Raw genomic sequence first — 24,082 nt, 5'->3', positions numbered from 1 at the left:
CCCACGATGAACCCTCGCTTTCCACGCCGAAGCAGTACTAACGAAACCCCATCCCGAGGCAGTGCCGAATAGTCAACGTTCCACCCATGAGCAACCAGCACCGGACACTCGCCGATGAACTGGCCCCCTGACCACCTTGCGATGGTAGGAAGTGCTCCTTAGAAAGGAGGTGATCCAGCCGCACCTTCCGGTACGGCTACCTTGTTACGACTTCGTCCCAATCGCCAGTCCCACCTTCGACGACTCCCTCCCACAAGGGGTTAGGCCGCCGGCTTCGGGTGTTACCGACTTTCGTGACGTGACGGGCGGTGTGTACAAGGCCCGGGAACGTATTCACCGCAGCAATGCTGATCTGCGATTACTAGCGACTCCGACTTCATGGGGTCGAGTTGCAGACCCCAATCCGAACTGAGACCGGCTTTTTGAGATTCGCTCCACCTCACGGTATCGCAGCTCATTGTACCGGCCATTGTAGCACGTGTGCAGCCCAAGACATAAGGGGCATGATGACTTGACGTCGTCCCCACCTTCCTCCGAGTTGACCCCGGCGGTCTCCTGTGAGTCCCCAGCACCACAAGGGCCTGCTGGCAACACAGGACAAGGGTTGCGCTCGTTGCGGGACTTAACCCAACATCTCACGACACGAGCTGACGACAGCCATGCACCACCTGTACACCAACCACAAGGGGGGCTCTGTCTCCAGAGCTTTCTGGTGTATGTCAAGCCTTGGTAAGGTTCTTCGCGTTGCGTCGAATTAAGCCACATGCTCCGCCGCTTGTGCGGGCCCCCGTCAATTCCTTTGAGTTTTAGCCTTGCGGCCGTACTCCCCAGGCGGGGAACTTAATGCGTTAGCTGCGGCACGGACGACGTGGAATGTCGCCCACACCTAGTTCCCAACGTTTACGGCGTGGACTACCAGGGTATCTAATCCTGTTCGCTCCCCACGCTTTCGCTCCTCAGCGTCAGTATCGGCCCAGAGATCCGCCTTCGCCACCGGTGTTCCTCCTGATATCTGCGCATTTCACCGCTACACCAGGAATTCCGATCTCCCCTACCGAACTCTAGCCTGCCCGTATCGAATGCAGACCCGGAGTTAAGCCCCGGGCTTTCACATCCGACGTGACAAACCGCCTACGAGCTCTTTACGCCCAATAATTCCGGACAACGCTCGCACCCTACGTATTACCGCGGCTGCTGGCACGTAGTTAGCCGGTGCTTCTTCTGCAGGTACCGTCACTTGCGCTTCTTCCCTGCTGAAAGAGGTTTACAACCCGAAGGCCGTCATCCCTCACGCGGCGTCGCTGCATCAGGCTTTCGCCCATTGTGCAATATTCCCCACTGCTGCCTCCCGTAGGAGTCTGGGCCGTGTCTCAGTCCCAGTGTGGCCGGTCGCCCTCTCAGGCCGGCTACCCGTCGTCGCCTTGGTAGGCCATCACCCCACCAACAAGCTGATAGGCCGCGGGCTCATCCTGCACCGCCGGAGCTTTCCACCCGTCCCCATGCGAGGACAGGTCGTATCCGGTATTAGACCCCGTTTCCAGGGCTTGTCCCAGAGTGCAGGGCAGATTGCCCACGTGTTACTCACCCGTTCGCCACTGATCCACCCCGAAGGGCTTCACCGTTCGACTTGCATGTGTTAAGCACGCCGCCAGCGTTCGTCCTGAGCCAGGATCAAACTCTCCGTGAATGCTTCCAGGTAATCCTGGCAACACCCGCGAAAGAGCGGCACAGTCCAACGGAATAAGCCGGACCGTGCACAGCGTCCTCGCTGTGTGTTTTTCTTCAAAGGAACCTCGTCCTCAGAGATGATCTCCGAGAGACGGGGTATCAACATATCTGGCGTTGACTTTTGGCACGCTGTTGAGTTCTCAAGGAACGGACGCTTCCTTCGGTCACCGTCTCCGGCTGCCCTCCAGGCTTTCCCTTCGTGTCTCCGACTCTATCAGACGCTTTCCAGCGTCCGATCCCCGTCGGCGGGGTTTTTCTTTCGTTCTGCGTTTCCGACTCTATCAGACGCTTTTCAGTGTCTGACCCCCGGTCAGCGGGGCTTTGCTTTCTTACTGCTCTTTTTGCGTCTCCGACTCTATCAGGATCTTTCGAGTCGGATTTACCAACCCCGTTGCGAGAACACATGTTTCCGCGGTTCTCGTCGAGGCGGTTGTGCCAAGGTACTGGAGCGGGCCACCGGATGCAAATCCGGTGGCCCGCTCGTCGGTGTGGTGTTGACGGTACGTCAGACCAGTGTCAGACCTCGACGATCACCGGCAGGATCATCGGGCGCCGGCGGTAGGTGTCGGACACCCACTTGCCGACGGCACGGCGGATGATCTGCTGGATCTGACGCGTCTCCATGACCCCGTCCGAGGCCGAACGCGACAGCCCTTCCTCGATCTTGGGAATGACCGCGGTGAAAGCGTCGTCCTCGATACCGGAGCCGCGGGCATGGATGTTGGGGCCACCGACGATCTTGCCCGTCGTGCTGTCCACGACGACGAAGACCGAGACGATGCCCTCCTCGCCGAGGATGCGGCGGTCCTTGAGCGAGGTCTCGGTGACGTCGCCGACGGAGAGCCCGTCCACGTACACGTACCCCGCCTGCACCTTGCCGACGATCTTGGCCACCCCGCCGACCAGGTCGACGGCGACGCCGTCCTCGGCGATGACGCAGCGCTCCTTGGGAACTCCGGTGAGCTGGCCGAGTTCGGCGTTGGCCCGCAGATGGCGCCATTCGCCGTGGACCGGCATCAGGTTCCGCGGCTTGCAGATGTTGTAGAAGTACAGCAGCTCGCCGGCGGAGGCGTGGCCGGAGACGTGCACCTTGGCGTTGCCCTTGTGGACGACGTCGGCACCCCACCGGGTCAGGCCGTTGATCACCCGGTACACCGCGTTCTCGTTCCCCGGGATCAGGGAGGAGGCGAGGATGACGGTGTCGCCCTCGACGATGCGGATCTGGTGGTCGCGGTTGGCCATCCGGGACAGCGCGGCCATCGGCTCGCCCTGGGAGCCGGTACAGACGAGGACCACCTTCTCGTCCGGGAGGTCGTCGAGCACCTTGACGTCGACGATGAGCCCCGGCGGCACCTTGAGGTAGCCCAGGTCGCGGGCGATACCCATGTTGCGGACCATCGAACGCCCGACGAAGGCGACCTTGCGGCCGCGCTCGTGGGCCGCGTCGAGTACCTGCTGGATGCGGTGGACGTGGCTGGCGAAGCTGGCGACGATGATCCGCTTCTCGGCCCGCGCGAAGGTCTGCCGCAGCACGTTGGAGATGTCCCGCTCGTGCGGGACGAAGCCCGGGACCTCGGCGTTGGTGGAGTCGGCCAGGAGCAGGTCGATGCCCTCCTCGCCGAGGCGCGCGAAGGCGTGCAGGTCGGTCAGCCTGCCGTCCAGCGGGAGCTGGTCCATCTTGAAGTCGCCGGTGAGGACGACCATGCCCGCCGGGGTGCGGATGGCCACGGCGAGCGCGTCGGGGATCGAGTGGTTGACCGCGACGAACTCGCAGTCGAACGGTCCGATGCGCTCCCGGTCGCCCTCCTTGACCTCCAGGGCGTAGGGGCGGATGCGGTGCTCCTGGAGCTTCGCCTCGACGAGCGCGAGGGTGAGCTTGGAGCCCACCAGCGGGATGTCGTCCTTCTCCCGCAGGAGGTAGGGGACGGCGCCGATGTGGTCCTCGTGGCCGTGGGTCAGGATGACCCCGACCACGTCGTCCAGGCGGTCGCGGATGGAGCTGAAGTCGGGCAGGATCAGGTCGATGCCGGGCTGCTCCTCCTCGGGGAAGAGGACGCCGCAGTCGACGATCAGGAGTCGGCCGCCGAATTCGAGGACGGTCATGTTGCGGCCGATCTCGCCGAGGCCGCCGAGCGGGGTGATGCGCAGCCCCCCTTCGGCGAGAGGCGGCGGGGAGCCCAGTTCAGGGTGCGGATGGCTCAAAGGGTTTCTCCCTACAGCGCACGCCGCGGGCCCGGAGCGGGCGGCGCGGCGTGCGCGATGTCAGTGTCCGTTCGCCGGTGGTCCCGGCTTTCGCGTGCGGTATTCAGTTGTGAAGTCCTGGTGTTCACAGCCCTACCCCGCCATCGGCGAGGTCCTTCCTGAGCTGCGCGGTCCCGGCCTCGTCGAGCCCGACGAGGGGGAGCCGGAGCGGCCCGGCGGGCAGTCCGCGCATCGCCAGGGCCGCCTTGGCGGTGACGACGCCCTGGGCGCGGAACATGCCGGTGAAGACGGGCAGCAGGCGCTGGTGGATCTCTGCGGCCTTCGCCGTGTCGCCGCTGGTGTGCGCGTCCAGCAGGGCGCGCAGCTCCGGCGTGACGACGTGGCCGACGACCGAGACGAAGCCGACGGCGCCGATGGCCAGCAGCGGGAGGTTGAGCATGTCGTCGCCGGAGTACCAGGCCAGGCCGCTGCGGGCCATCGCCCAGCCGGCGGCGCCCAGGTCCCCCTTGGCGTCCTTGTTGGCGACGATCCGCGGGTGCTCGGCGAGCCGGACGAGGGTCTCGGTCTCGATCGGGACGCCGCTGCGGCCGGGGATGTCGTAGAGCATGACCGGCAGCCCGGTGGCGTCGGCGATCGCGGTGAAGTGCCGGTAGAGGCCCTCCTGCGGGGGCTTGCTGTAGTACGGCGTGACGGTGAGCAGACCGTGGGCGCCCGCCCGCTCGGCACGGCGGGCGAGCTCGACGCTGTGGGCGGTGTCGTTGGTGCCGGCGCCGGCGACCACGGCCGCCCGTTCGCCGACGGCTTCGACGACCGCCCTGACCAGCTGTTCCTTCTCGTCGTCGCTGGTGGTGGGCGACTCTCCGGTGGTGCCGTTGACGACCAGGCCGTCGTTGCCGGCGTCCACGAGATGGGCGGCGAGCCGCTGCGCGCCGTCGAGATCGAGGGCGCCGTCAGCGGTGAACGGCGTGACCATGGCGGTCAGCACCCGCCCGAAGGGGGCGGCGGAGGTGGAGGTCGGAGCCATGAATCCCACGGTACTTGGTGTGTGATGCGCGGCGCAGCCGTGGTACCTGCGGGGTGTGGACGGCCGGTCGCGCGTTGAGGACCCCGGCGCTGCCTGCTCGGGGGTTCAAGCAGCACCGGAGTCCGTTTCTGCAGCGTAGATGAACTTCTCGAACCGCTGCAATCGGAACACTTCGGACAGATTTTACGGGGCCACTCGGCCGTTGGCGTTGAACGCCGCGTGGGTGAGCGGCATCAGCTCGGCCCAGGCGGCCTCCATCTGCTCGGCGACCATCTCGATCTCGCGCTGCGGGAAGGTGGGGACGCTGGCGAGCTCGTGGGTGGTCCGCAACCCGAGGAAGTGCATCAGGGAGCGCGCGTTGCAGGTGGCGTACATCGACGAGAACAGCCCCACCGGCAGGGTGGCGCGGGCCACCTCGCGGGCGATGCCGGCCGCGAGCATCTCCTGGTACGCCTGGTAGGAGCGCACGTAGGACTCCTCCATCGCGGCGACGGCGGCCTTGTGCTGGTCCGGCGTGCCGTCGACGAACTCGTACTTGCCCGGCCGGCCCTCCTGGACCAGCTTGCGGTCGGGCGCGGGAACGTAGAACACCGGCTGGAGCTCGCGGTAGCGGCCCGACTCCTCGTTGTACGACCAGCCGACGCGGTGCCGCTGGAACTCGCGGAAGACGAAGATCGGCGCGCTGACGAAGAAGGTCATCGAGTTGTGCTCGAACGGGCTGCCGTGGCGGTCCCGCATCAGGTAGTTGATCAGGCCCTTCGAGCGTTCGGGGGCCTTGCCCAGCTCGTCCAGGGACTGCTCGCCCGCGGTGGAGACCCGGGCCGCCCACAGGACGTCGGTGTCCGACGCGCTGTGCTTGACGAGTTCGACGGTGACGTCCTCCCGGAAGCGCACGGGGGGCGCCGCCGACTCCGCGGCGGAGGGTTCGGTGGGCACGGGGGTCCCCTTTCCTGTGGTGTGTGGTGCGCCGTTCAGCCTAGACGCCGTCGCCCGGTCCTTTGAGCTGCCCGGCCGTGCGGCTTGGACCCGGTCGGCCGAGGCGGATAGCCTCACCGGTCGTAGCCCCGCACCCAGACGGAACCGAAGAGGAAAAGTCCGCGTGTCCCTGCCCTTCCGCTCCGCTCCCGCTGTCGACGACCTCCAGGCGACCGGCCGCCCGCTACCGCACGAGGTGCGGGACCGGTGGATGCGCCCGTACCGCCCGGGACCGTGGAGGGTGGCCGTGGCGGCGCTGGCACTGATGCTGGCCGCCTATCTGCTGTTCGCCGCGCTGATCATGGTGGCGGCCAAGAGCGTCCAGGGCGGCGGCGTGCTGCTGGTGCTGGCCGTCCTGGTGATCGCGGCCACCCTCCGCCTGCTGCGGATGGGGGTGTGGATCAGCGGCAAGGGACTGCGCCAGGTCGGCTACTTCAGCACCGTGACGGTGCGCTGGCAGCACGTGGCGTCGGTCCGGACGGCGCAGCAGCCCGTGCGGGTGCTGGGTACGCCGCGCAGCGTACAGGGGCAGGCGCTGGTCATCAGCCGCCGCGGCGGACCGCTGCGGCCGATCATGACCAGCCACAACGCGGACTTCCTGGGCCGCGGGGAGGCGTTCGACGTCGCCGCGGACGCGCTGGAGGGCTGGGCCACGGAGCTGCGCTGAGGGACCCCGACCCGGCCCTGGGCCGTCCACTGGTCGGCCTCGGTACGGCCTTGGTTCCGCCTTGGTTCCGCCTTGGTCAGCGTGGTCGCCCCTGCCCTGGCTGCGGCCTCCCAGCGGCTCTCGCGAGCCTCCACGCGTCTCGCCGGTCCCCGCCCGTCCCGCTCGCACCAGGAGCGCTGTGCGCCCCGTCCCAGGGCCCGCACAGGCCCCCTCAAGCCCTCCGTACGGACCTACGCCCGCGGACGTGCCTTCTGGCGGGGCGCGCCGGGGACGGGTCGGCCGTCGTGCAGCGCGATGGCGCGCTGCATGGCCTTGCGGGCCCTCGGCGTGTCGCGGGCGTCGAAGTAGGCCACCGCGAGCCGGAACCAGTTGCGCCAGTCGTCCGGGGCGGCCTCGGTCTCGGCCTGCCGCCTGGCGAAGACGGCGTCGGCGGAGCCGCGGTCGATCCGGCCGCCGGGGGTGCGGACCAGTTCGTCGACGGGCAGGCCGCCCTCGGCCTCCAGCTCCCGGCCCAGCCGGCCGGCGTGGCGGGCGAACTGGGTGGTGTGCCACAGGAACCAGGCGCCGATCAGCGGCAGCACCAGGACGGCGACGCCGAAGGCGACCGTGACCGGCCGGCCGTCGGCGATCAGCAGCACGCCCCGGTCGCCGACCAGGACGAAGTAGAAGACCAGGACCACCGCGGAGATGCCGTAGCTCAGCTTGGCGCGCATGGTGTCAGGCCCCTTCGCGCGCCTGGCCGGAGCCAGTGCCCTCGGTGCCGCGGGCACCGTCGGCGCCCTCGTCCCCGGCCAGGAAGTGCTCCAGGCCGAAGGTGAGGCCGGGGACGCCGGGAACGGTGCGGGCGGCGAGCAGGATGCCCGGCATGAAGCTGCTGTGGTGCAGCGAGTCGTGCCGGATGGTAAGCGTCTCCCCGGTGTCGCCGAAGAGCACCTCCTGGTGGGCCAGAAGGCCGCGCAGCCGGACCGAGTGGACGGGTACGCCGTCGACGTCGGCGCCGCGGGCGCCGTCCAGGGCGTGCGTGGTGGGGTCCTGCTGGCGCGGCCGGCCGGCCTGGTCGCGCGCGGCGGCGATGAGCTGCGCGGTGCGGGTGGCGGTGCCGCTGGGCGCGTCGGCCTTGCGGTCGTGGTGCAGCTCGACGACCTCGACGGACTCGAACCAGCGGGCGGCCTGCTGGGCGAAGCGCATGGTGAGCACGGCGCCGATGGAGAAGTTCGGCGCGATCAGGACGCCGGTGTCCGGGGAGCCGGCCAGCCACCCTTCGAGGGTGGCCAGCCGCTCCGGGGTCCAGCCGGTGGTACCGACCACGGCGTGGATGCCGTTGCGGACGCAGAACTCCAGGTTGCCCATGACGGAGTCGGGGTGGGTGAGCTCCACGGCCACCTGGGCACCGGCCTCGGTCAGCGCCTCCAGGGGGTCGCCCCGGCCGACGGCGGCGACCAGGTCGAGGTCGTCGGCGGCGTCCACCGCGCGGACGGCCTCGGAGCCGATCCGGCCCTTGGCGCCGATGACGGCCACTCGCAGCTTGCTCATCGTTCGAAGGTCCTTCGGGTCGATGCTGGCGGTAAGGGGCGATCCCCCTGGGGGGCGGGTGTTACCGGGTGTGGACGGTTCGGCTCACGCGACGGCCTCGTGCAGCCGTGCCGCCTGCTTCTCCTTGACCGGACCTATCACGGCGAGAGAGGGCCGCTGGCCCAGGACGTCCCGGGCCACCGCGCGCACCTCGTCAGGGGTGACGGCGGCGATCCGGGCGAGCATGTCGTCCACGGACAGCTGCTCGCCCCAGCACAGTTCGCTCTTGCCGATCCGGTTCATCAGGGCGCCGGTGTCCTCCAGGCCCAGCACGGTGGAGCCGGCCAGCTGCCCGATGGCGCGGCGCAGCTCCTCGTCGTCCAGACCGTGCTCGGCGACCTGCTGGAGCTCGTCGCGGCAGATCTTGAGCACCTCGGGCACCCGGCGGGGCTGGCAGCCGGCGTACACGCCGAACATGCCGCAGTCCGCGTAGGAGGAGGTGTAGGAGTACACCGAGTAGGCCAGACCGCGCTTCTCCCGGACCTCCTGGAAGAGGCGGGAGCTCATGCCGCCGCCGAGGGCGGCGTTGAGCACCCCGAGCGCCCAGCGGCGCTCGTCGGTGCGGGAGAGCCCCGGCATGCCGAGGACGACGTGCGCCTGCTCGGTGCGGCGGTCGAGGATCTCGACGCGGCCGGTGCCGCGCAGGGTGCGGCTGCCGGTGCGCGGCGGCAGGGGCACCGCCGCGGCGTCGTGCAGGGCGCCCGCCCGCTCGAAGGCACGCCGGACCTGGCGGACCACGGTGGCGTGGTCGATGTTGCCGGCGGCGGCCACCACCAGCCGCGTGGGGTCGTAGTGCTTGCGGTAGAAGCGGGCGACCTGGTCACGGGTGAGGGCGTTGACGGTGTCCACTGTGCCCAGGACGGGCCGGCCCAGCGGCGAGTCGCCGAGCAGGGCGGTGGTGAACAGGTCGTGCACCTGGTCGCCGGGGTCGTCCTCGGTCATCGCGATCTCCTCCAGGACGACGCCGCGCTCGGCGTCGAGGTCCTCCTGGCGGATCAGGGAGCCGGTGAGCATGTCGCTGACCACGTCGATGGCCAGCGGCAGGTCGGTGTCGAGCACCCTGGCGTAGTAGCAGGTGTACTCCTTGGCGGTGAACGCGTTCATCTCGCCGCCGACCGCGTCGATCGCGGCGGAGATGTCCAGCGCGGTACGCCGGGAGGTGCCCTTGAAGAGCAGGTGCTCCAGGTAGTGCGTGGCGCCGTTGAGGGCCGGGGTCTCGTCCCGGGAGCCGACGGCGGCCCAGATGCCGAAGGTGGCCGAGCGGACCGTGGGGAGCGTCTCGGTGACCACGCGCAGCCCGCCGGGCAGCACGGAGCGGCGTACGGTGCCGGTTCCGTCGGTGCCCGGCAGCAGGGTCCGCGTGCGGACGGCCCGCCCCTTGGTGGTGGGGCGGGCCGTCGCCGCGGTGGAGCGGGTTGTCACTTGGCCGACTCGTCCTTCGCGTCGGCCTCGCCGTCCTCGCCCTCGACGACCGGGATCAGCGAGAGCTTGCCCCGCTGGTCGATCTCGGCGATCTCGACCTGCACCTTGGTGCCGACGCCGAGGACGTCCTCGACGTTCTCCACGCGCTTGCCGCCGGCGAGCTTGCGGATCTGCGAGATGTGCAGCAGACCGTCCTTGCCCGGCATGAGCGAGACGAAGGCGCCGAAGGTCGTGGTCTTCACCACGGTGCCCAGGTAGCGCTCGCCGACCTCGGGCATGGTCGGGTTGGCGATCTGGTTGATCATCGCCCGGGCGGCCTCGGCCTGGGAGCCCTCGGTCGCGCCGATCAGCACGGTGCCGTCGTCCTCGATGGAGATGTCGGCGCCGGTGTCCTCCTGGATCTGGTTGATCATCTTGCCCTTGGGGCCGATGACCTCGCCGATCTTGTCCACCGGGATCTTGATGCTGATGATCCGCGGCGCGTTCGGGGACATCTCGTCCGGGGAGTCGATGGCCTCCATCATCACGTCGAGGATGTGCAGGCGGGCGTCGCGGGCCTGCTTGAGGGCCGCGGCCAGCACGGACGCCGGGATGCCGTCCAGCTTGGTGTCCAGCTGGAGGGCGGTCACGAAGTCCTTGGTGCCGGCGACCTTGAAGTCCATGTCACCGAAGGCGTCCTCGGCACCGAGGATGTCGGTGAGCGCCACGTAGTGCGTCTTGCCGTCGATCTCCTGGGAGATCAGGCCCATGGCGATGCCGGCGACCGGGGCCTTGAGCGGCACACCGGCGTTGAGCAGCGACATGGTGGACGCGCAGACCGAGCCCATCGAGGTGGAGCCGTTGGAGCCCAGCGCCTCGGAGACCTGGCGGATGGCGTACGGGAACTCCTCGCGGGTGGGGAGCACCGGGATCAGGGCGCGCTCGGCGAGGGCGCCGTGGCCGATCTCGCGCCGCTTCGGGGAGCCGACGCGGCCGGTCTCACCGACGGAGTACGGCGGGAAGTTGTAGTTGTGCATGTAGCGCTTGCGCGTCTCGGGCGCGAGGGTGTCCAGCTGCTGCTCCATCCGGAGCATGTTCAGCGTGGTGACGCCCAGGATCTGCGTCTCGCCGCGCTCGAAGAGCGCCGAGCCGTGCACGCGCGGGATGGCCTCGACCTCGGCGGCCAGGGTGCGGATGTCGGTGACGCCGCGGCCGTCGATGCGCACCTTGTCGCGGATCACGCGCTGGCGGACCAGCTTCTTGGTCAGCGACCGGTAGGCGGCGGAGATCTCCTTCTCGCGCCCCTCGAACTGCGGCAGCAGCTTCTCGGCGGCCAGGCCCTTGACCCGGTCCAGCTCGGACTCGCGGTCCTGCTTGCCGGCGATGGTGAGCGCCTGCGCCAGCTCGTCGGTGACCGCGGCCTCAAGCGCCTCGAAGACGTCGTCCTGGTAGTCCAGGAAGACCGGGAACTCGCCGGTGGGCTTGGCGGCCTTCGCGGCGAGCTCGGACTGCGCCTTGCACAGCACCTTGATGAACGGCTTCGCGGCCTCCAGACCGGCGGCCACGACCTCCTCGGTGGGCGCCTCGACGCCGCCCGCGACCAGGCTGATCGTCTTGTCGGTGGCCTCGGCCTCGACCATCATGATCGCCACGTCGCCGTCGTCCAGCACCCGGCCGGCGACGACCATGTCGAACACGGCCTCCTCCAGCTCGGTGTGGGTCGGGAAGGCCACCCACTGGTTGCGGATCAGGGCGACCCGGACACCGCCGATGGGGCCGGAGAACGGCAGGCCGGCCAGCTGCGTGGAGCAGGAGGCGGCGTTGATCGCGACCACGTCGTACAGGTGGTCGGGGTTGAGCGCCATGATCGTGCAGACGATCTGGATCTCGTTGCGCAGGCCCTTGACGAAGGACGGCCGCAGCGGGCGGTCGATCAGCCGGCAGGTGAGGATGGCGTCCTCGGAGGGGCGGCCCTCACGGCGGAAGAAGGAGCCGGGGATACGGCCGGCCGCGTACATGCGCTCCTCGACGTCCACCGTCAGGGGGAAGAAGTCGAAGTGCTCCTTGGGCTGCTTCGAGGCGCTGGTCGCCGACAGCACCATGGTGTCGTCGTCCAGGTAGGCCACGGCGGAGCCGGCGGCCTGGCGGGCCAGCCGGCCCGTCTCGAAGCGGATGGTGCGGGTGCCGAACGTGCCGTTGTCGATCACGGCTTCGGCGTAGTGGGTCTCGTTCTCCACTATGGGGATTCTCCTCGTCTCGCCCCCGGGGCGTCTCCCCGGCGGGCCGTCGGCGGAGGGGCGTCCATTGCCTGGGCCGGTCTTCGATCGAAGCCACCGGGTGGTTCCACCCGGGAGCCACTACCGAGGACCGGCGTCTGCGGCGGATGTGAGGACGCTCCCTCCTCGTCGTTTGTCAACAGTTCCATTGCACCAGACCCCGGGCCTGTCGCGCACGTCCTGTGCACAGCCCGTGGCCCGGCGCAGCGGAACCGGTTCTCCGTGGGCCGGGCGTGGCGCTGGGGAGCGGCCGACCCGGACATACGGAAATACGGAAAAGGGAGCGGCCCCGTTCATCCGGGAACCGCTCCCTGTGCGCCTGCCTAGCGGACGCCGGCCGCACCGGCACGGATGCCGAGGCGCTCACGCAGCTCGCGGAAGCGCGTGATGTCCTTCTTGGCGAGGTACTGGAGCAGACGGCGGCGCTGACCGACCAGGATCAGCAGACCACGACGCGAGTGGTGGTCGTGCTTGTGGGTCTTGAGGTGCTCGGTCAGGTCCGAGATCCGGCGCGACAGAAGGGCCACCTGGACCTCGGGGGAGCCGGTGTCGCCCTCCTTGGTGCCGAACTCGGCGATGATCTGCTTCTTCGTCTCGACGTCGAGCGACATACGGACTCCTAGGGTTTCGGATCGGCCTCCGAGCGCCCCCGGTCTTCATCGCGGGGTGTCTCAGGTGACTCACGAGGCCTTGCCGCGCGGTGCGGACACACGCGGGCCGCCACCCAGCGTAGCAGCCCGGGTGACACCCCCTCCTCACGGGTCGGTCCGGGGGTGATCCGGCGGCGGGCCGGGGCACGGAGGAGCACGCCGCACCCGGGGACACACGGCTCCGTGAGCGCCTTCCGGGTGAGCGCTGCCGGGCGAGCCCCGTGCGCGGCTTCCGGGGCGGCGCACGGCGCCCGCGCGGAGCCGGGGAGGAGGCTCAGGAGAGGACTCCCTCCGGGGAGGGCTCGCCGGAAGGGCTCCGGGGAGGACTCCTGAAGAGGAGGACCGCTACCCGGGCGGCCTCGCGGCGTAGCCCGGAGCTTCCGAAGCATAGGCGCTGTGCGCCGCGCGCAGGGCCCGCAGCCGGCGGAAGGCGGTGGGCGGCCCGCCCTGGGACACCCTGGACTCGACGTACTCCTTCACCAGCTCGGCGCACTCCCGGGGCGAGGCGGTGCCGGTGTCGCACTCGAAGTCGTACAGCCCGTGGGCGTGCACCCGGGTGTACTGGTAGGAGGCCAGTCCCGGCGGCCGGTCGCCGCGCGCCGCCTCCCGCCGCTTGAGCTCGGGCAGCGGGCAGTGCACCCCGATGAGGAAGACGTCGAGGTCGGCGAGGACGGTCAGGCAGTCGTCGAGCCGCCACGGCTCACTGAGGACGTGGTCCATCACGAGGTCGTTCCCGGCCGCGGCCATTCCCGCGGCGGCGCGGTGGTATCCCATCCGGGTCCGGGTGAGGACCGCGTCCAAGGCGCCCGGGGGGATGTCCTTGGCGCCGCGCATGGCGTTGACGGTGTCGACGGCGAAGTAGAAGTAGGGGTCGCCGTCGAGGATCGAGAGCAGCTCACGGGCGATGCTGGACTTGCCCGAACTGGACGTGCCGTTGAGGAAGATGATCCGTCCGGGACGCATGAGCGCGATCGTATACGCCGTCAAGGGCCCCCGGGGGGGCTGTTGGTGGGAGTCCGGGCGCCGGGTCCGGAAGGCCGCCGCCACTCGGGAGGGGGACGGCGCGGGACGGGGGTTTGCCACGGCTCGATCGGGAAAGAGCGAAGCGGGACATCACGGCCTGACATCAGGGCCGTTCGGGCGATTAGGCTGTGGGCGACAGCGGCAGGACGGCGGCCCGCAGGGGCTCCCGGCCCTGCGGCGTACGGGGAGGGGAGTCGGCCGCGAGTTGCTCCTCGACGCAGACCGGGAGGCATTGTGAGCAGCGATCGGGACGACGACCGCGCGGGCGGGGGCGCCCCAGTCGAGGAGCCGGCCGGCGGCGCCGTCAACGACGTCACCGGTGAGTACCGCTTCGACTTCCCGCCCTCTGCCTGGTACATGCAGAGCACGTCGGACGCCGTGGAAGGGGACGGCTCCGAGCACGAGGACACGGGTGCGGGCGACCCGGGTGCGGACGCCGCGGGTGCCTCGGACGGCGTCGGGGGCTCCGGACGGTTCCCGGCGGCCCCGCCGGTGAACGGTCCCGTCGGCGCCTCCGCCGGTACGGCCCAACCGCCCGGTCAGGGCCAGGACCCGGCCGCGCGGCCGGGTCCAGCGTGGGGCCCCGTGCTCCCGCAGGCCGCTCCGACGCCCTTCACCGATCCCTCCGCTGTTCCCTTCTCCGGTTCCTACTCCGCCCCCTTCTCCGGCTCCGGCCCCGCATCGGTACCGGAACTCCCCTCCTGGACACCGGATTCGCCGGCCGCGCCCGTCGCGGCCGGGGCGGAACGGCACGCCGCTCAGACGGACTTCCCGCTGCCGCCGGCGGCCGGGCCGGCGCCGGCGGCTGGTACGGCCGCCGAGGACGGCGAGGACGGCGAAGAGGGGGTGCGCAGCGTCGCCGTGCGGTTCTCCGCCGCCGCGATGCGGGCGAAGATCGAGGAGCGGGCCGGCGTGAAGCTCGGGGAGACGTCCTTCGGCGTCAAGGACGCCGAGAGCGCCGAGAGCGCCGAAAGGGCAGGCGGCCCGGGGGCCCCTGGAATGCCGGCGAAGGGTGACGGCGTCCCGTCCCGGGCTGCCGAGGCGGGCCCGGGCGGCTCGTTCGCCGTCCCGGAGCGCCCGGCCGTCCCGGAGCGCCCGGCCGAACCGCCGCGAGCCGCCGGATTCGGCCCTGCGGGCCCGGCGGCCGAGCCGCAGGACACGGCTCCGCGCGAGGCCGAGCCCCACGACGCCGTACCGGCCGAACCGGCCGAAGCGCACGGGGCCGGACCGGCCGGGCCCCAGGGCGTGGTGCCTCCGGACGCCGGGCCCGAGGCGGATCAGGAAGCGCCGGTCGTCGGCACGCCCTCTGCCGAGAGGTCCCACGACGGGTCCGCCGGGCCGGGCGGCGGCTCCGCGTCCGGCGCGGCGCTGCCGGAGGACGCGGAGCCGACGGAGAAGCGGGCTCCGGTCTGGACGCCGCTGCCCGGCGCCGTGCAGCCCGGGCAGGCGCCCTGGCTGGCGGGGCCCCGCGCGGGCCGGTTCCGCCGCTGCCGCCGCAGTTCCCGCGGGCCGAGGACGCGCCCGCGCAGGATGCCCAGCCGGACGGCCGCAGCGGGCACGCGCCGGTCGGTCCGCAGCCGAACGCCGGGCCCCACTCCCCCGCGACGCCGACCGGCGGCCCCGGGCACCCGTACCCGCCGGCGCAGGAGCCGCACGCGGCGTCGGGCCAGGACTTCCCGCCGCCCGTCGGCCGGCCGGTGGCGCCCGGCCCCTACGCCTTCCCCCCGGTCACTCCCGAAACGGCACGGCCGGCAGACCACCAGCAGGGGCCGGGCGGCTACGGCTTCCCCGAGCCGCTCGGCGAGGGGCAGCTGCCGGGCGGCGCGGTTCCGCCGCAGGCCGCGCCCGTTCCGCGGCTTCCCACGCCCCCGGCTGACGGCGGCCCGGCCGCGTCCGGCGGCTACGCGTTCCCGCAGCAACCGGGTGGCCCGGCGCGCCCAGGGGACCAGCAGGGCTCGCCCGCCGTGCCGCACCAGGGCGGCTACCAGCCCGTGCCGCAGCTCCCGAACCAGGCCGGCTACGGCTTCCCGCGCCCCGGCCGGCCTGACGGGCCCGGCGTGGTGAACCCGCCGGTCCAGGGCCAGTTCGCCCGTCCGGCGGCAGAGGGCGGGCCGCAGGCGCCCGGGCCGCAGGCGTCGGCGTTCCCCGTCCCGCAACCGGCTGCGCCGGTCCCGGCGCAGCCGCAGCCGCAGCCCGCCGCCGGGCCGGCCGGGCCGCACGCCGCGGACCAGGGCGGCTACGGCTTCCCTTCCGACCCCGACCAGCCGGCGAACGAGGCCGTGCCGCTCCAGCCGCTGCCACAGCACGGTGCCTACGGCTTCCCGCAGCCGGGCTGGCCCGGCCAGCCCGGCCAGCCCGCGCGACCGGGCCAGTTCGGGCCGTCCCAGACTGCCCAGCAGGGGCAGCCGGGCCAGCCGGGCCCGTTCACGGCGCCCGACGCCGCCCCACCGGCCGTTCCCGCTCCCGCTCCCGCCCCTGCCCCCGCCGCGCCCGCTGACCCGCGGTCGAACGCCTCCTGGCCGCACCCGGCACCGGACCCGCGTCAGACGGCCCATGGCGGGGCGCCGTTGGGCTACACCGCCGCCGTGGAGCTGTCCTCGGACCGGCTGCTGCGCAATCAGCCGAAGCCGCGGAAGCCCGGTGCGAACGCGCAGCCGTCGCGGTTCCGGCTGGGCGGCAAGAAGGAGGAGGCGGAGCGGCAGCGCAAGCTGGAGCTGATCCGCACCCCCGTGCTGTCCTGCTACCGGATCGCGGTGATCAGCCTCAAGGGCGGCGTCGGCAAGACCACGACGACCACCGCGCTGGGCTCCACCCTGGCCAGTGAGCGGCAGGACAAGATCCTCGCCATCGACGCCAACCCCGACGCGGGCACGCTGGGCCGCCGGGTGCGCCGCGAGACCGGGGCGACCATCCGCGACCTGGTCCAGGCGATCCCGTACCTGAACAGCTACATGGACATCCGGCGGTTCACCTCGCAGGCCCCCTCGGGTCTGGAGATCATCGCCAACGACGTGGACCCGGCGGTCTCGACCACCTTCAACGACGAGGACTACCGGCGGGCGATCGAGGTGCTGGGGCGGCAGTACCCGGTGATCCTCACCGACTCGGGCACCGGCCTGCTCTACAGCGCGATGCGCGGTGTGCTGGACCTCGCCGACCAGCTGATCATCGTCTCGACGCCCTCGGTGGACGGGGCGTCCAGTGCGAGCACCACGCTCGACTGGCTGTCCGCGCACGGCTACGCGGACCTGGTCGCGCGGAGCATCACGGTCATCTCCGGGGTCCGCGAGACCGGAAAGATGATCAAGGTCGAGGACATCGTGGCGCACTTCCAGACCCGCTGCCGCGGGGTGCAGGTGGTGCCCTTCGACGAGCACCTGGCGGCCGGCGCCGAGGTCGACCTCGACATGATGCGCCCCAAGACCCGCGAGGCGTACTTCAACCTGTCGGCGATGGTGGCCGAGGACTTCGTCCGGGCGCAGCAGGCGCAGGGGCTGTGGACGCAGGACGGCTCCAACCCGCCGCCGGTACAGGCCCCGCCGATGCCGGGTCGGCCGGAGGCACAGCAGTATCCGCCGGTCAACCCGTACAGCGGAGCGCCCGCGGACCAGGCCGTGCTGCCCAACGGCATCCCCGGGCTCCCCGTGCCGGGCCAGCCGGGCCAGCCGGGTTTCTACGGGCAGCCCGGGTACGGCGATGCGCCGGCGCCGGGTCGGCCCGGGCAGCTCCCGCCGCCCGCACAGCCCGCAGGACCGTACGGCCAACCCGGTCCCTACGGCCAACCCGGCCCTTACGGTCAGCCGGGCCCTTACGGCCAACCCGGTCCTTACGGTCAGCCGGGCCCCTATGCGCAGCCCGGGCAGGTGCCGCCCGGCCAGTACGGGACGGCGCCGCAGAGTGCGCCCGAGTCCTACGCACCGGGCGGCCCGCAGGGCCAGTCCTTCCAGCCCCAGTCCGCCTACCCGCACGCACCGCAGGCGGTGCAGGGGTGGCCGCAGCCGGGTCAGCCCGGGCAGCCCGTCCCGCCGGGACAGCCGGGACAGCCGGGTCAGCCCGGGCAGCCCGAGGGCGGGCCGCAGGAGCAGGGCTATGGCTACCCGGCTCCGCCGCCGCAGCAGTAGCGGCGCTCGCCCTGAGGGGGCGACGCCGGTTCGGGGTCGGGTCGGGTCGGGTCGGGTCGGGGTTTTGTGTCAGGTGGCCGCCGTGGTGTCACGGCGGCCGCCGGCCTGTCCGCCGGGTTCCGCCCCGAAGTTGTTCCTGGTTGCCGGCTCCGCCTCCGGCACGCGGCGGCGGCAGGCCGTGCTCACCAACCCGTGGCGCCGTGATCCGCTCCCGTAGCAGGTCGGCGCGGCCGTTGCGCCGGGCGGATCCGGCGATGCGGCACACCAGCACGAGGCACGGCGACGTCTCCCTTCCCGTGACCAGCGGGCGGCCGGTCCCGTCCGACGAGGGCTCCGCCGCGACGACCCGCCAGGCGTGGTCCCGCTCGGTGCGCCACGGACGTCCGGCATGGGCGACGGCGGCGTGGCCCGGCCAGACGCCGGCCGGTCGGTTCGCGCTGCCTCGGGTGCGGTCGTGCCCGACGTCCGGCCGCGGCGACCGGAAGGAGTGGTGGCCGCCGCCCGGGCTCAGACCCTGGGCGGTTCAGCGGCCTCGACGAGTTCGCGGGAGCGCTTGACGTCGTCGGCCATGCGCTCCAGCAGCGCCTCGATGGTGTCGAACTTCTCCATGCCACGCAGGAAGGCGAGGAAGTCGACGGCCACGTGCAGGCCGTACAGGTCGAGCCCGACGCGGTCGATCGCGTAGGCCTCAACCGTCCGGGCGGTGCCGTCGAAGGTGGGGTTGGTACCGACCGAGATCGCCGCCGGCATCGCCTCGCCCTCGACCTGGAGCCAGCCGGCGTAGACGCCGTCGGCCGGGACGGCGGTGTGCGGGAGCACCTCGACGTTGGCCGTGGGGTAGCCCAGTTCGCGGCCGCGCTGGGCACCGCGGACGACGACGCCCTCCACGCGGTGCGGACGGCCCAGCGCCTCCGCGGCACCGGCCACGTCGCCTTCGCCGATCAGCCGCCGGGTGAGCGAGGACGAGAAGGGCTCGCCGCCGTCCTCGCCGCGTACGAAGAGGTCCACGACCTCCAGCTCGTAGTCGTACTTCAGGCCGAGCGCGGAGAGCACCTCGACGTCGCCGGCCGCCCGGTGGCCGAAGCGGAAGTTGGGGCCCTCCACGACGTGGCGGGCGTGGAGCGCCTCGACCAGCACCGTCCGCACGAACTCGGTCGGGGTGAGCTGGGCGAACTCGGTGGTGAACGGGAGGATCAGCAGCGCGTCCACACCGAGCGCGGCGACCAGTTCGGCGCGCCGGTGGTGAGCTGAGAGGAGCGGCGGGTGGGTGCCGGGCCGGACGACCTCGCTCGGGTGCGGGTCGAACGTGACCACCACCGACCGCAGGCCCAGGTCGCGGGCCCGCCGTACGGCCCGGCCGATGATCACCTGGTGGCCGCGGTGGACTCCGTCGTAGGAACCGATGGTGACGACGCTGCGACCCCAGTCGCCCGGAACGTCCTCCAAGCCCCGCCAGCGCTGCACCTTGACGCTCCGCTTCTTGTACTCGTCGTGTCGCCGACAGGCACCGCGGGCTGCTTCGCCGTACGAGGTGCCGTGCCGTTCTTTGTTCTGCCTGTCATACCGCTTGTCGTGCTTCGTCCGTGTTACGCCCCGGACGCGTCCGGAGCGGTGCGGCGGCCGCTGCGGCCGGGGCAGGTGCCAGGGCCGTCGCTGCACTGACAAGCCTGCCATGCCCCGCCGTCGGCTTCCCCATCGGCACGGGGCGGTCGGCCGGCCCGCGGTCCGCGAACGCTTCCGGAAGCGGCTCGGGACAGCGGGGGCCGACGGGGATCAGCAGGGAACGACGGGGAGCGGCAGGGGTGGTGGGCGGGTCAGCCGGTGGTGAGCAGGCCGCGGCGGGCGCTGGGACCGAGCAGGCCTTCCCAGGGGGCGTCGTCGACCCAAGTGCGCAGCATCCGGGCGAAGCCGGGGTGTGCGGCCGCGAGGGAGACGATGGTGCGGTCGAAGCGGGTGGCGCCGTCAGGGGTGCGGGTGAGCAGCTGGGCGACGCGGTGCACCAGGTCGCGGGTGAGGAGGGGATGCTGGGCGGCGGCGGAGCCGGCCGCGGCGGTCAGCACGGCGGCGAGGACGTCCGTGTCGGCCTCGGTCTCCAGGGCGGCGTCGAGGAGTTCGCGGCGCAGCGGCCGGGACTTCGGCGTGCCGGGCGCGGCGAACACCGGCAGCAGCACCGCGCGGACACGCGGAGGGTGGTCCCGGGCCAGCGCCGTGGCGAACGGCAGCAGCTCGGGGCGGGCCGCCGCGCCCTGTTCGAGGCGCAGCTCCAGGTAGCGGGCCACGTCCGCGGCGGATTCGGGCCGCCGCGTCAGGTGCTCGCGCACCAGCGCCGCCACCCGGCCGCGAAGCGCGGCGTCGCTGACTCCGGCGAGGGCGGTGAGCAGGCTCGCGCCGCCGGTGTCGGGGCCGGCACGCTCCCCGCGGCCGGAGCGGACGTCCGGTCTCCTGCCCGCCGCCACCAGCGCGCTGCCCGCCTGGCCGGTGCGCACCCGCTGCCGGGGCACGGCGTACGGCGGCTCTTCGAGGGCGCGCAGCCGCTCCCGGAACGCGTCGAGGACCATTTCGGGGTGTGTGGGCAGCGCGGCGAGCACGGTGGCCGGGGCGAGGGCGGGGTCGCGGGCGGCGAACCGGCCGAGTGCGGCGGGCAGGTAGCGGACCCGGGTCGCCGGGTCGCGGACGAGTACGCCGAGTGCGGCGGCGTGCACGGCGTCCTCCCCGGGCCGGGAGAGGAGGACGAGGGCGGCGTGGCGCAGTACCTCCCGGTCGGCGTCCCGGCGGACGCGGGCCGCGACGAGGGCTCCGTGGACCGCGGCGGCGGCACGTCGTTCGGGGCGGTCGTCGAGGGCCCAGCGGCCGACGGCCCGGCAGACGACGGCCGGATCGTCCTCGGCGAGGGCGGTGAGCACGGCGTCGGCCGCGGGGTGGGCGGCGTCGGCCAGCGCCTCGGTGAGGGCCTCGGGGGCCTGGCGGTGCTGGGAGTACAGGAGTGCCTGGGCGGCGCGCGCGACGGTCAGAGCGCCGATGTCCTCCTCCGGGCCGGGTCGGGCGGCGCGCAGCGGGCGGTCGTCGTCGAGCCAGCCGCACACGGCCGGCAGGGCCGTGACCGGGTCCGCCCGCAGCAGCCGGGCGGTGGCCGTCAGAAAGCGTTCCTCGGCGGCGTCGCCGAACGGCCCCTCGGCGGACGGTGCGTCAGCGGCGGTCGCCTCAGGGGAAGGTGCGCCGGCGGGCCGGTGGGAGGCCGCTCGGGCGACGGGCGGCGCGGCCGGAAGATCGACCGGGACCAGCACCCGCAGCAGCTCGACGCGCTCGGTCACGGGTAGCGGAAGCGCCCGCCAGAACCAGGGGCCGAACCCGCCGAACCCGCCGCGGTACGCGGCGACCGACATGTCCGCTGCCGCCGCCCGGGCGGCCATCCGGGCCGCCAGCTCGTGCAGCGTGTCCAGGAACGGCCCGGCGTCCGCGACCCCGAGCAGCGCCTCACGCAACAGGTGGGCCGCCCACCAGCGGGCGTCCTCACGGCGCCGGGACGCGCCGGCGGACTCCCTAGGGGCGGGCAGGGCTGTGGCGGGGGCGAAGAGCCCGGCCGAACCGGCAGAACCGACAGGACTCGCAGGACCGACAGGACCGACGGCGGCGAGGATGCCCGCGGGGCCGACCGATGCGGTGGGACCGCCCTGGGGACCGGTGCGGGCCGGGACCACCGGCTCCGGGGCAGTGCTGGGCCGCCTCACCGCTGGTACCGCTGGTACCGCTGGCAGGACCGGTGCGGCCGTTGCGCCGTCGGTGCCGAAGGGGCGGGGGCACGGCGGAGGGCCGGTAGGCCGGAGCGGGCCGGGCCCGGGAGGGCGTGCGCCGCGCGGCCGAGCTGTGGCGGTGCCTCCGGGGCGCGGCGCGGGGCGGGCATGCGCGCGATCACCGGGTCGGCCGCCCCGGCCGGCGTACCCGTCGGGGCTCCGGGCTCCGTCCGTCCGGGCGCGGCCGCCGCGTACCCGGGTTCGCGCGGACCCGCGGCGGATCGTGGCCCCGAAGCCGGGGCTCGTACGCCGGGTGCGTCGAGGGCGCCAGGAACGCCGAGGACGCCGGGTGCGTCAAGTGCGTCAAGTGCGTCCAAGGCTTCCAGCAGCCCGCGCAGGTGCACTGCCAGAACGTGCGGGGGCGCGGCGAGCAGCGCGCGGACGACGGCCCCGGCACGGTGCCTCGGAACGGGGAGCGTGCGCGGGTAGGCGGCAGGGGCGAGTGCGGGGGCGGGGGCACGGCAGGTGGACGGCCGCCGCGCACGGCGGCTCGTGACGGCAGGCGCACAGGTGCCTCGCCCGCGGGGCCGAGCGCGCGGCCGGGGGCGGGGACCCACCGGTGCACCAGTGCGTGCAGGGCCCCGGACAGGTCCAGGTGGAGGGACTGGAGCCACTCCCCGAACTCCTCGTGGGCGAAGCGGTAGCCGGCGCCCGCGGGCACCAGCAGCCCCTCCGTGAGCACCGCGGCGGCCCACCCCGTGCGCCAGGGGAAGAGCTCCTCGAAGCCTTCACGGTCGAGCTCGCCCTGCCCGGGGCCGAGGCAGCGGCGGGCCGCGGTGTGCACCCGGCCGGCCGCCCGCGCGGCCAGCCGCCGCACGCCGGTGCCGCGCACCGGGGGCGAGGCGGCCGCCGCGACGTGTTCGGCGATCCGCAGGCTCATCAGATCCAGGTAGGCGGCGAAGACCTCGGCGCGGCTGGGCGGCGGGGTGCCGGGCTCGGGCTCGCGGCCCGCCGGGTAGGCGCCGCGGACCTCGGCCAGCAGCCGCAGGGTGAGCGGGTGCTGGGCGTCGGCGGGGCTCAGCACCCGGTCGGGCAGACCATGGCGGGCCCGTGCCACCGCGGCCTCTCCGGCCCGCAGCCCGCCCAGGCGCAGGCAGGGGGGCAGCGGTCGCAGGGCGGCGGCGGGCGGCTCCGCCGGGCCGGCCGCGAGCAGGGAGGGCGGCAGCAGTGCGCCGAGCTGCTCCCACAGTTCGGGGCGGCAGGCGACGACCAGCCGGGTGCCGGTGGCGCGCAGCCAGGTGGCGCTGCGGGCGGCCCAGCCGGGCAGGTCGTGGGCGAGGACGGGGGGCATCTCCTCGGGGGCGTCCAGGAGCACGGCCAGCGGTCGTCCGGCGGCGCGGGCCACTGCGGCCAGCGCTCCGGCCGGGTCCCCGTGGTCGGGGACGGGCGGCTCCCGTCCCGGCGCGCCGCCGCCCGCCGCCACGACGCGGGCGCCGTCCCGCAGGGCCCGGGCCACGGCGTCGGCGAGGGAGCCGTCGCCCGGCCGCAGCTCGGCGCCGCGCAGCCGCACAGTGGGCACGGGACGGGTGCCGTCGGCGTTGTGGGCCGCCAGGGCGGCGAGTTGGGTGCTGCGGCCGGTGCCGGGCTCCCCCACCAGGCCGAGCACCAGGGGCCCTTCCTGGACCCCCGGGCCGGACGGAGTGGACGGGCCTGCCAGGGCGGACGAGGCGAGGAAGTCGCGCAGGGCCTCGGCGACGTGTGCGCGGGCGATCGGCTCCCGCCCGTGGGCGGGCACCCTGGCGGCGACGGCCGGGGCGCGCCCCGTGGCCCCGGTGAGCCGCAGGGCGCCGGCGAGGTTGAGGTGGTCGCCGTAGGCGGGCACGGTGGCGGCGTTGCGCGCCAGGAGGTCGGCAAGGGCCCTGGGGGCGTCCCTGGCGTGCAGCGGCACCGAGAGGGCGCCGGCGCGGAATCCGGTGTGCAGGGCGGTGACGACGATGCCGAGCACCGCGCCGGTGGCTGTGTCGGTGACGGGGGCGCCCGAGTCCGGCGCCGCCTCGGGCCCGCCCGCGGCAGCTCTCGGCGGAGGGTCCAGGGCGAGGGCGTGGACCGTGTCGAGCAGATGGAAGCGGTCGGTGGCCGTGTATGTGGCGCCGGCGGTGCGGGTGACGGATCCGGTGAGCGGGCGCGGCAGCGGGAGCAGCACCCGGCGCCCGGCGGGTACCGGCCCCGGGGGTGCGAGCGGAAGCGGCGTGAGGTCGAGCCCCTCGGTGGCGACGAGGGCGAGACCGAGCTCCGGAAAGGCGGTGACCGCCTCGGCCTCCACCAGGCACACCTGCTCCCCCGGGGCGTGCAGCACCAGTCGGGCCAGGCCGTCGACCGCCTCGTGGCTGGTCACCAGGGTGCCATGAGCGTCCGCGAGGAAGCCGGTGCCGCGCGGGCGTCCGGCCAGATCGCACACCCGCACCAGCCCGCTGCGGCGCGCGCCCCCCTTCGCACCTGGACCTACCCCTGCCATCCCCGGCACCTTCCCCACCCGGGCGGGGCCCTCCGCTGCGCCCCTTTTCCTCCCGCTTCGACGGTAGAAGGTCGATGATCGCAACGGTAGATCGTTTAACGAAAGCGCCCCCGAACACACCCCCGCTTCACTCCAAGCGCCCGGCCATTGGAGTGATTTCACTCCTCGGAGTGGATAGGGACAGCTCGGGGGGGCGG

At 72.8% G+C, this 24,082-nt stretch carries 15 protein-coding genes, 1 rRNA gene and 1 pseudogene; 2 read left to right on the top strand and 15 right to left on the bottom strand.

What is annotated here, in order from left to right; all coding sequences use genetic code 11:
* Positions 1 to 162: 162 nt before the first annotated feature.
* From BS72_RS25220 to thyX, 4 genes are all read right to left on the bottom strand, one after another.
* Positions 163 to 1,687, bottom strand: a 16S ribosomal RNA gene (locus BS72_RS25220).
* A gap of 557 nt (positions 1,688 to 2,244) precedes the next feature.
* Positions 2,245 to 3,930 carry a ribonuclease J gene (locus BS72_RS25215; RefSeq protein ID WP_037913830.1) on the bottom strand — a complete coding sequence of 562 codons (1,686 nt, stop codon included), beginning with the start codon at positions 3,928 to 3,930 and terminating at the stop codon, positions 2,245 to 2,247.
* A 124-nt stretch (positions 3,931 to 4,054) separates the two neighbouring features.
* Entirely contained in the window at positions 4,055 to 4,954 is a 900-nt protein-coding gene (gene dapA / locus BS72_RS25210) for a 4-hydroxy-tetrahydrodipicolinate synthase (protein ID WP_037913828.1), read from the bottom strand.
* Between the two features lie 183 nt (positions 4,955 to 5,137).
* Positions 5,138 to 5,890 carry an FAD-dependent thymidylate synthase gene (gene thyX / locus BS72_RS25205; protein WP_037913826.1) on the bottom strand — a complete coding sequence of 251 codons (753 nt, stop codon included), beginning with the start codon at positions 5,888 to 5,890 and terminating at the stop codon, positions 5,138 to 5,140.
* A 163-nt stretch (positions 5,891 to 6,053) separates the two neighbouring features.
* Between thyX and BS72_RS25200 the strand changes: the two genes are divergently transcribed.
* Positions 6,054 to 6,596, top strand: a complete 543-nt coding sequence (locus BS72_RS25200) for a hypothetical protein (RefSeq protein WP_037913825.1) — start codon at positions 6,054 to 6,056, stop codon at positions 6,594 to 6,596.
* A gap of 230 nt (positions 6,597 to 6,826) precedes the next feature.
* Here the strand turns inward: BS72_RS25200 and BS72_RS25195 are convergent, their stop codons facing one another.
* The 8 genes and pseudogenes from BS72_RS25195 to BS72_RS36760 all read right to left on the bottom strand — a co-directional run bounded on the left by BS72_RS25195 (position 6,827) and on the right by BS72_RS36760 (position 15,077).
* Positions 6,827 to 7,309 (bottom strand): tetratricopeptide repeat protein, encoded by a 483-nt coding sequence (locus BS72_RS25195; RefSeq protein WP_051951661.1) that lies wholly within the window; start codon positions 7,307 to 7,309, stop codon positions 6,827 to 6,829.
* 79 nt (positions 7,310 to 7,388) lie between these two features.
* Positions 7,389 to 8,129: pseudogene (dapB, locus tag BS72_RS25190) on the bottom strand (4-hydroxy-tetrahydrodipicolinate reductase); the annotation flags it as partial.
* Positions 8,130 to 8,213: 84 nt separating this feature from the next.
* On the bottom strand, positions 8,214 to 9,590 hold the full coding sequence (locus BS72_RS25185; RefSeq protein WP_037913822.1) for a M16 family metallopeptidase: 1,377 nt from the start codon (positions 9,588 to 9,590) through the stop codon (positions 8,214 to 8,216).
* Positions 9,587 to 11,806 (bottom strand): polyribonucleotide nucleotidyltransferase, encoded by a 2,220-nt coding sequence (locus tag BS72_RS25180; RefSeq protein WP_037913820.1) that lies wholly within the window; start codon positions 11,804 to 11,806, stop codon positions 9,587 to 9,589. Before BS72_RS25180 ends, BS72_RS25185 begins: the two co-directional genes overlap by 4 nt.
* A 362-nt stretch (positions 11,807 to 12,168) precedes the next feature.
* Positions 12,169 to 12,456: a 30S ribosomal protein S15 gene (gene rpsO / locus BS72_RS25175; protein WP_033173003.1), complete on the bottom strand. Its 288-nt coding sequence runs from the start codon at positions 12,454 to 12,456 to the stop codon at positions 12,169 to 12,171.
* A 384-nt stretch (positions 12,457 to 12,840) separates the two neighbouring features.
* The gene (locus BS72_RS25170; protein ID WP_063836133.1) at positions 12,841 to 13,458 is read right to left on the bottom strand and encodes a chloramphenicol phosphotransferase CPT family protein; all 618 of its coding nucleotides are present in this window, start codon (positions 13,456 to 13,458) and stop codon (positions 12,841 to 12,843) included.
* Positions 13,459 to 14,276: 818 nt separating this feature from the next.
* Positions 14,277 to 14,462: a hypothetical protein gene (locus BS72_RS34700; RefSeq protein WP_037913816.1), complete on the bottom strand. Its 186-nt coding sequence runs from the start codon at positions 14,460 to 14,462 to the stop codon at positions 14,277 to 14,279.
* A gap of 333 nt (positions 14,463 to 14,795) precedes the next feature.
* The gene (locus tag BS72_RS36760; protein ID WP_157856324.1) at positions 14,796 to 15,077 is read right to left on the bottom strand and encodes a hypothetical protein; all 282 of its coding nucleotides are present in this window, start codon (positions 15,075 to 15,077) and stop codon (positions 14,796 to 14,798) included.
* A 138-nt stretch (positions 15,078 to 15,215) separates the two neighbouring features.
* Here BS72_RS36760 and BS72_RS36755 point away from each other — a divergent pair, with 138 nt between their 5' ends.
* A complete protein-coding gene (locus BS72_RS36755) occupies positions 15,216 to 17,639 on the top strand; it encodes an AAA family ATPase (protein WP_265736810.1) in 2,424 nt (807 codons plus the stop codon).
* A 507-nt stretch (positions 17,640 to 18,146) separates the two neighbouring features.
* Here BS72_RS36755 and BS72_RS25150 read toward each other — a convergent pair.
* The 3 genes from BS72_RS25150 to BS72_RS32755 form a co-directional block, all read right to left on the bottom strand.
* The gene (locus BS72_RS25150; protein ID WP_037913812.1) at positions 18,147 to 19,103 is read right to left on the bottom strand and encodes a bifunctional riboflavin kinase/FAD synthetase; all 957 of its coding nucleotides are present in this window, start codon (positions 19,101 to 19,103) and stop codon (positions 18,147 to 18,149) included.
* Positions 19,104 to 19,453: 350 nt separating this feature from the next.
* Positions 19,454 to 21,121: a hypothetical protein gene (locus BS72_RS25145; protein WP_051951654.1), complete on the bottom strand. Its 1,668-nt coding sequence runs from the start codon at positions 21,119 to 21,121 to the stop codon at positions 19,454 to 19,456.
* Between the two features lie 427 nt (positions 21,122 to 21,548).
* Entirely contained in the window at positions 21,549 to 23,885 is a 2,337-nt protein-coding gene (locus BS72_RS32755; RefSeq protein WP_157856323.1) for a trypsin-like peptidase domain-containing protein, read from the bottom strand.
* Between the last annotated feature and the right edge of the window lie 197 nt (positions 23,886 to 24,082).

This window comes from Actinacidiphila yeochonensis CN732 (assembly GCF_000745345.1).
GTDB lineage: Bacteria > Actinomycetota > Actinomycetes > Streptomycetales > Streptomycetaceae > Actinacidiphila > Actinacidiphila yeochonensis.
This window is presented reverse-complemented; position numbering and strand designations above follow the sequence as displayed.

Coding starts and splice junctions, on each gene's coding strand:
- BS72_RS32755 (WP_157856323.1), bottom strand. CDS start 23,885: ATGGCAGGGGTAGGTCCAGGTGCGAAGGGGGGCGCGCGCCGCAGCGGG.
- rpsO (WP_033173003.1), bottom strand. CDS start 12,456: ATGTCGCTCGACGTCGAGACGAAGAAGCAGATCATCGCCGAGTTCGGC.
- BS72_RS25195 (WP_051951661.1), bottom strand. CDS start 7,309: ATGCGCGCCAAGCTGAGCTACGGCATCTCCGCGGTGGTCCTGGTCTTC.
- dapA (WP_037913828.1), bottom strand. CDS start 4,954: ATGGCTCCGACCTCCACCTCCGCCGCCCCCTTCGGGCGGGTGCTGACC.
- BS72_RS25170 (WP_063836133.1), bottom strand. CDS start 13,458: ATGCGTCCCGGACGGATCATCTTCCTCAACGGCACGTCCAGTTCGGGC.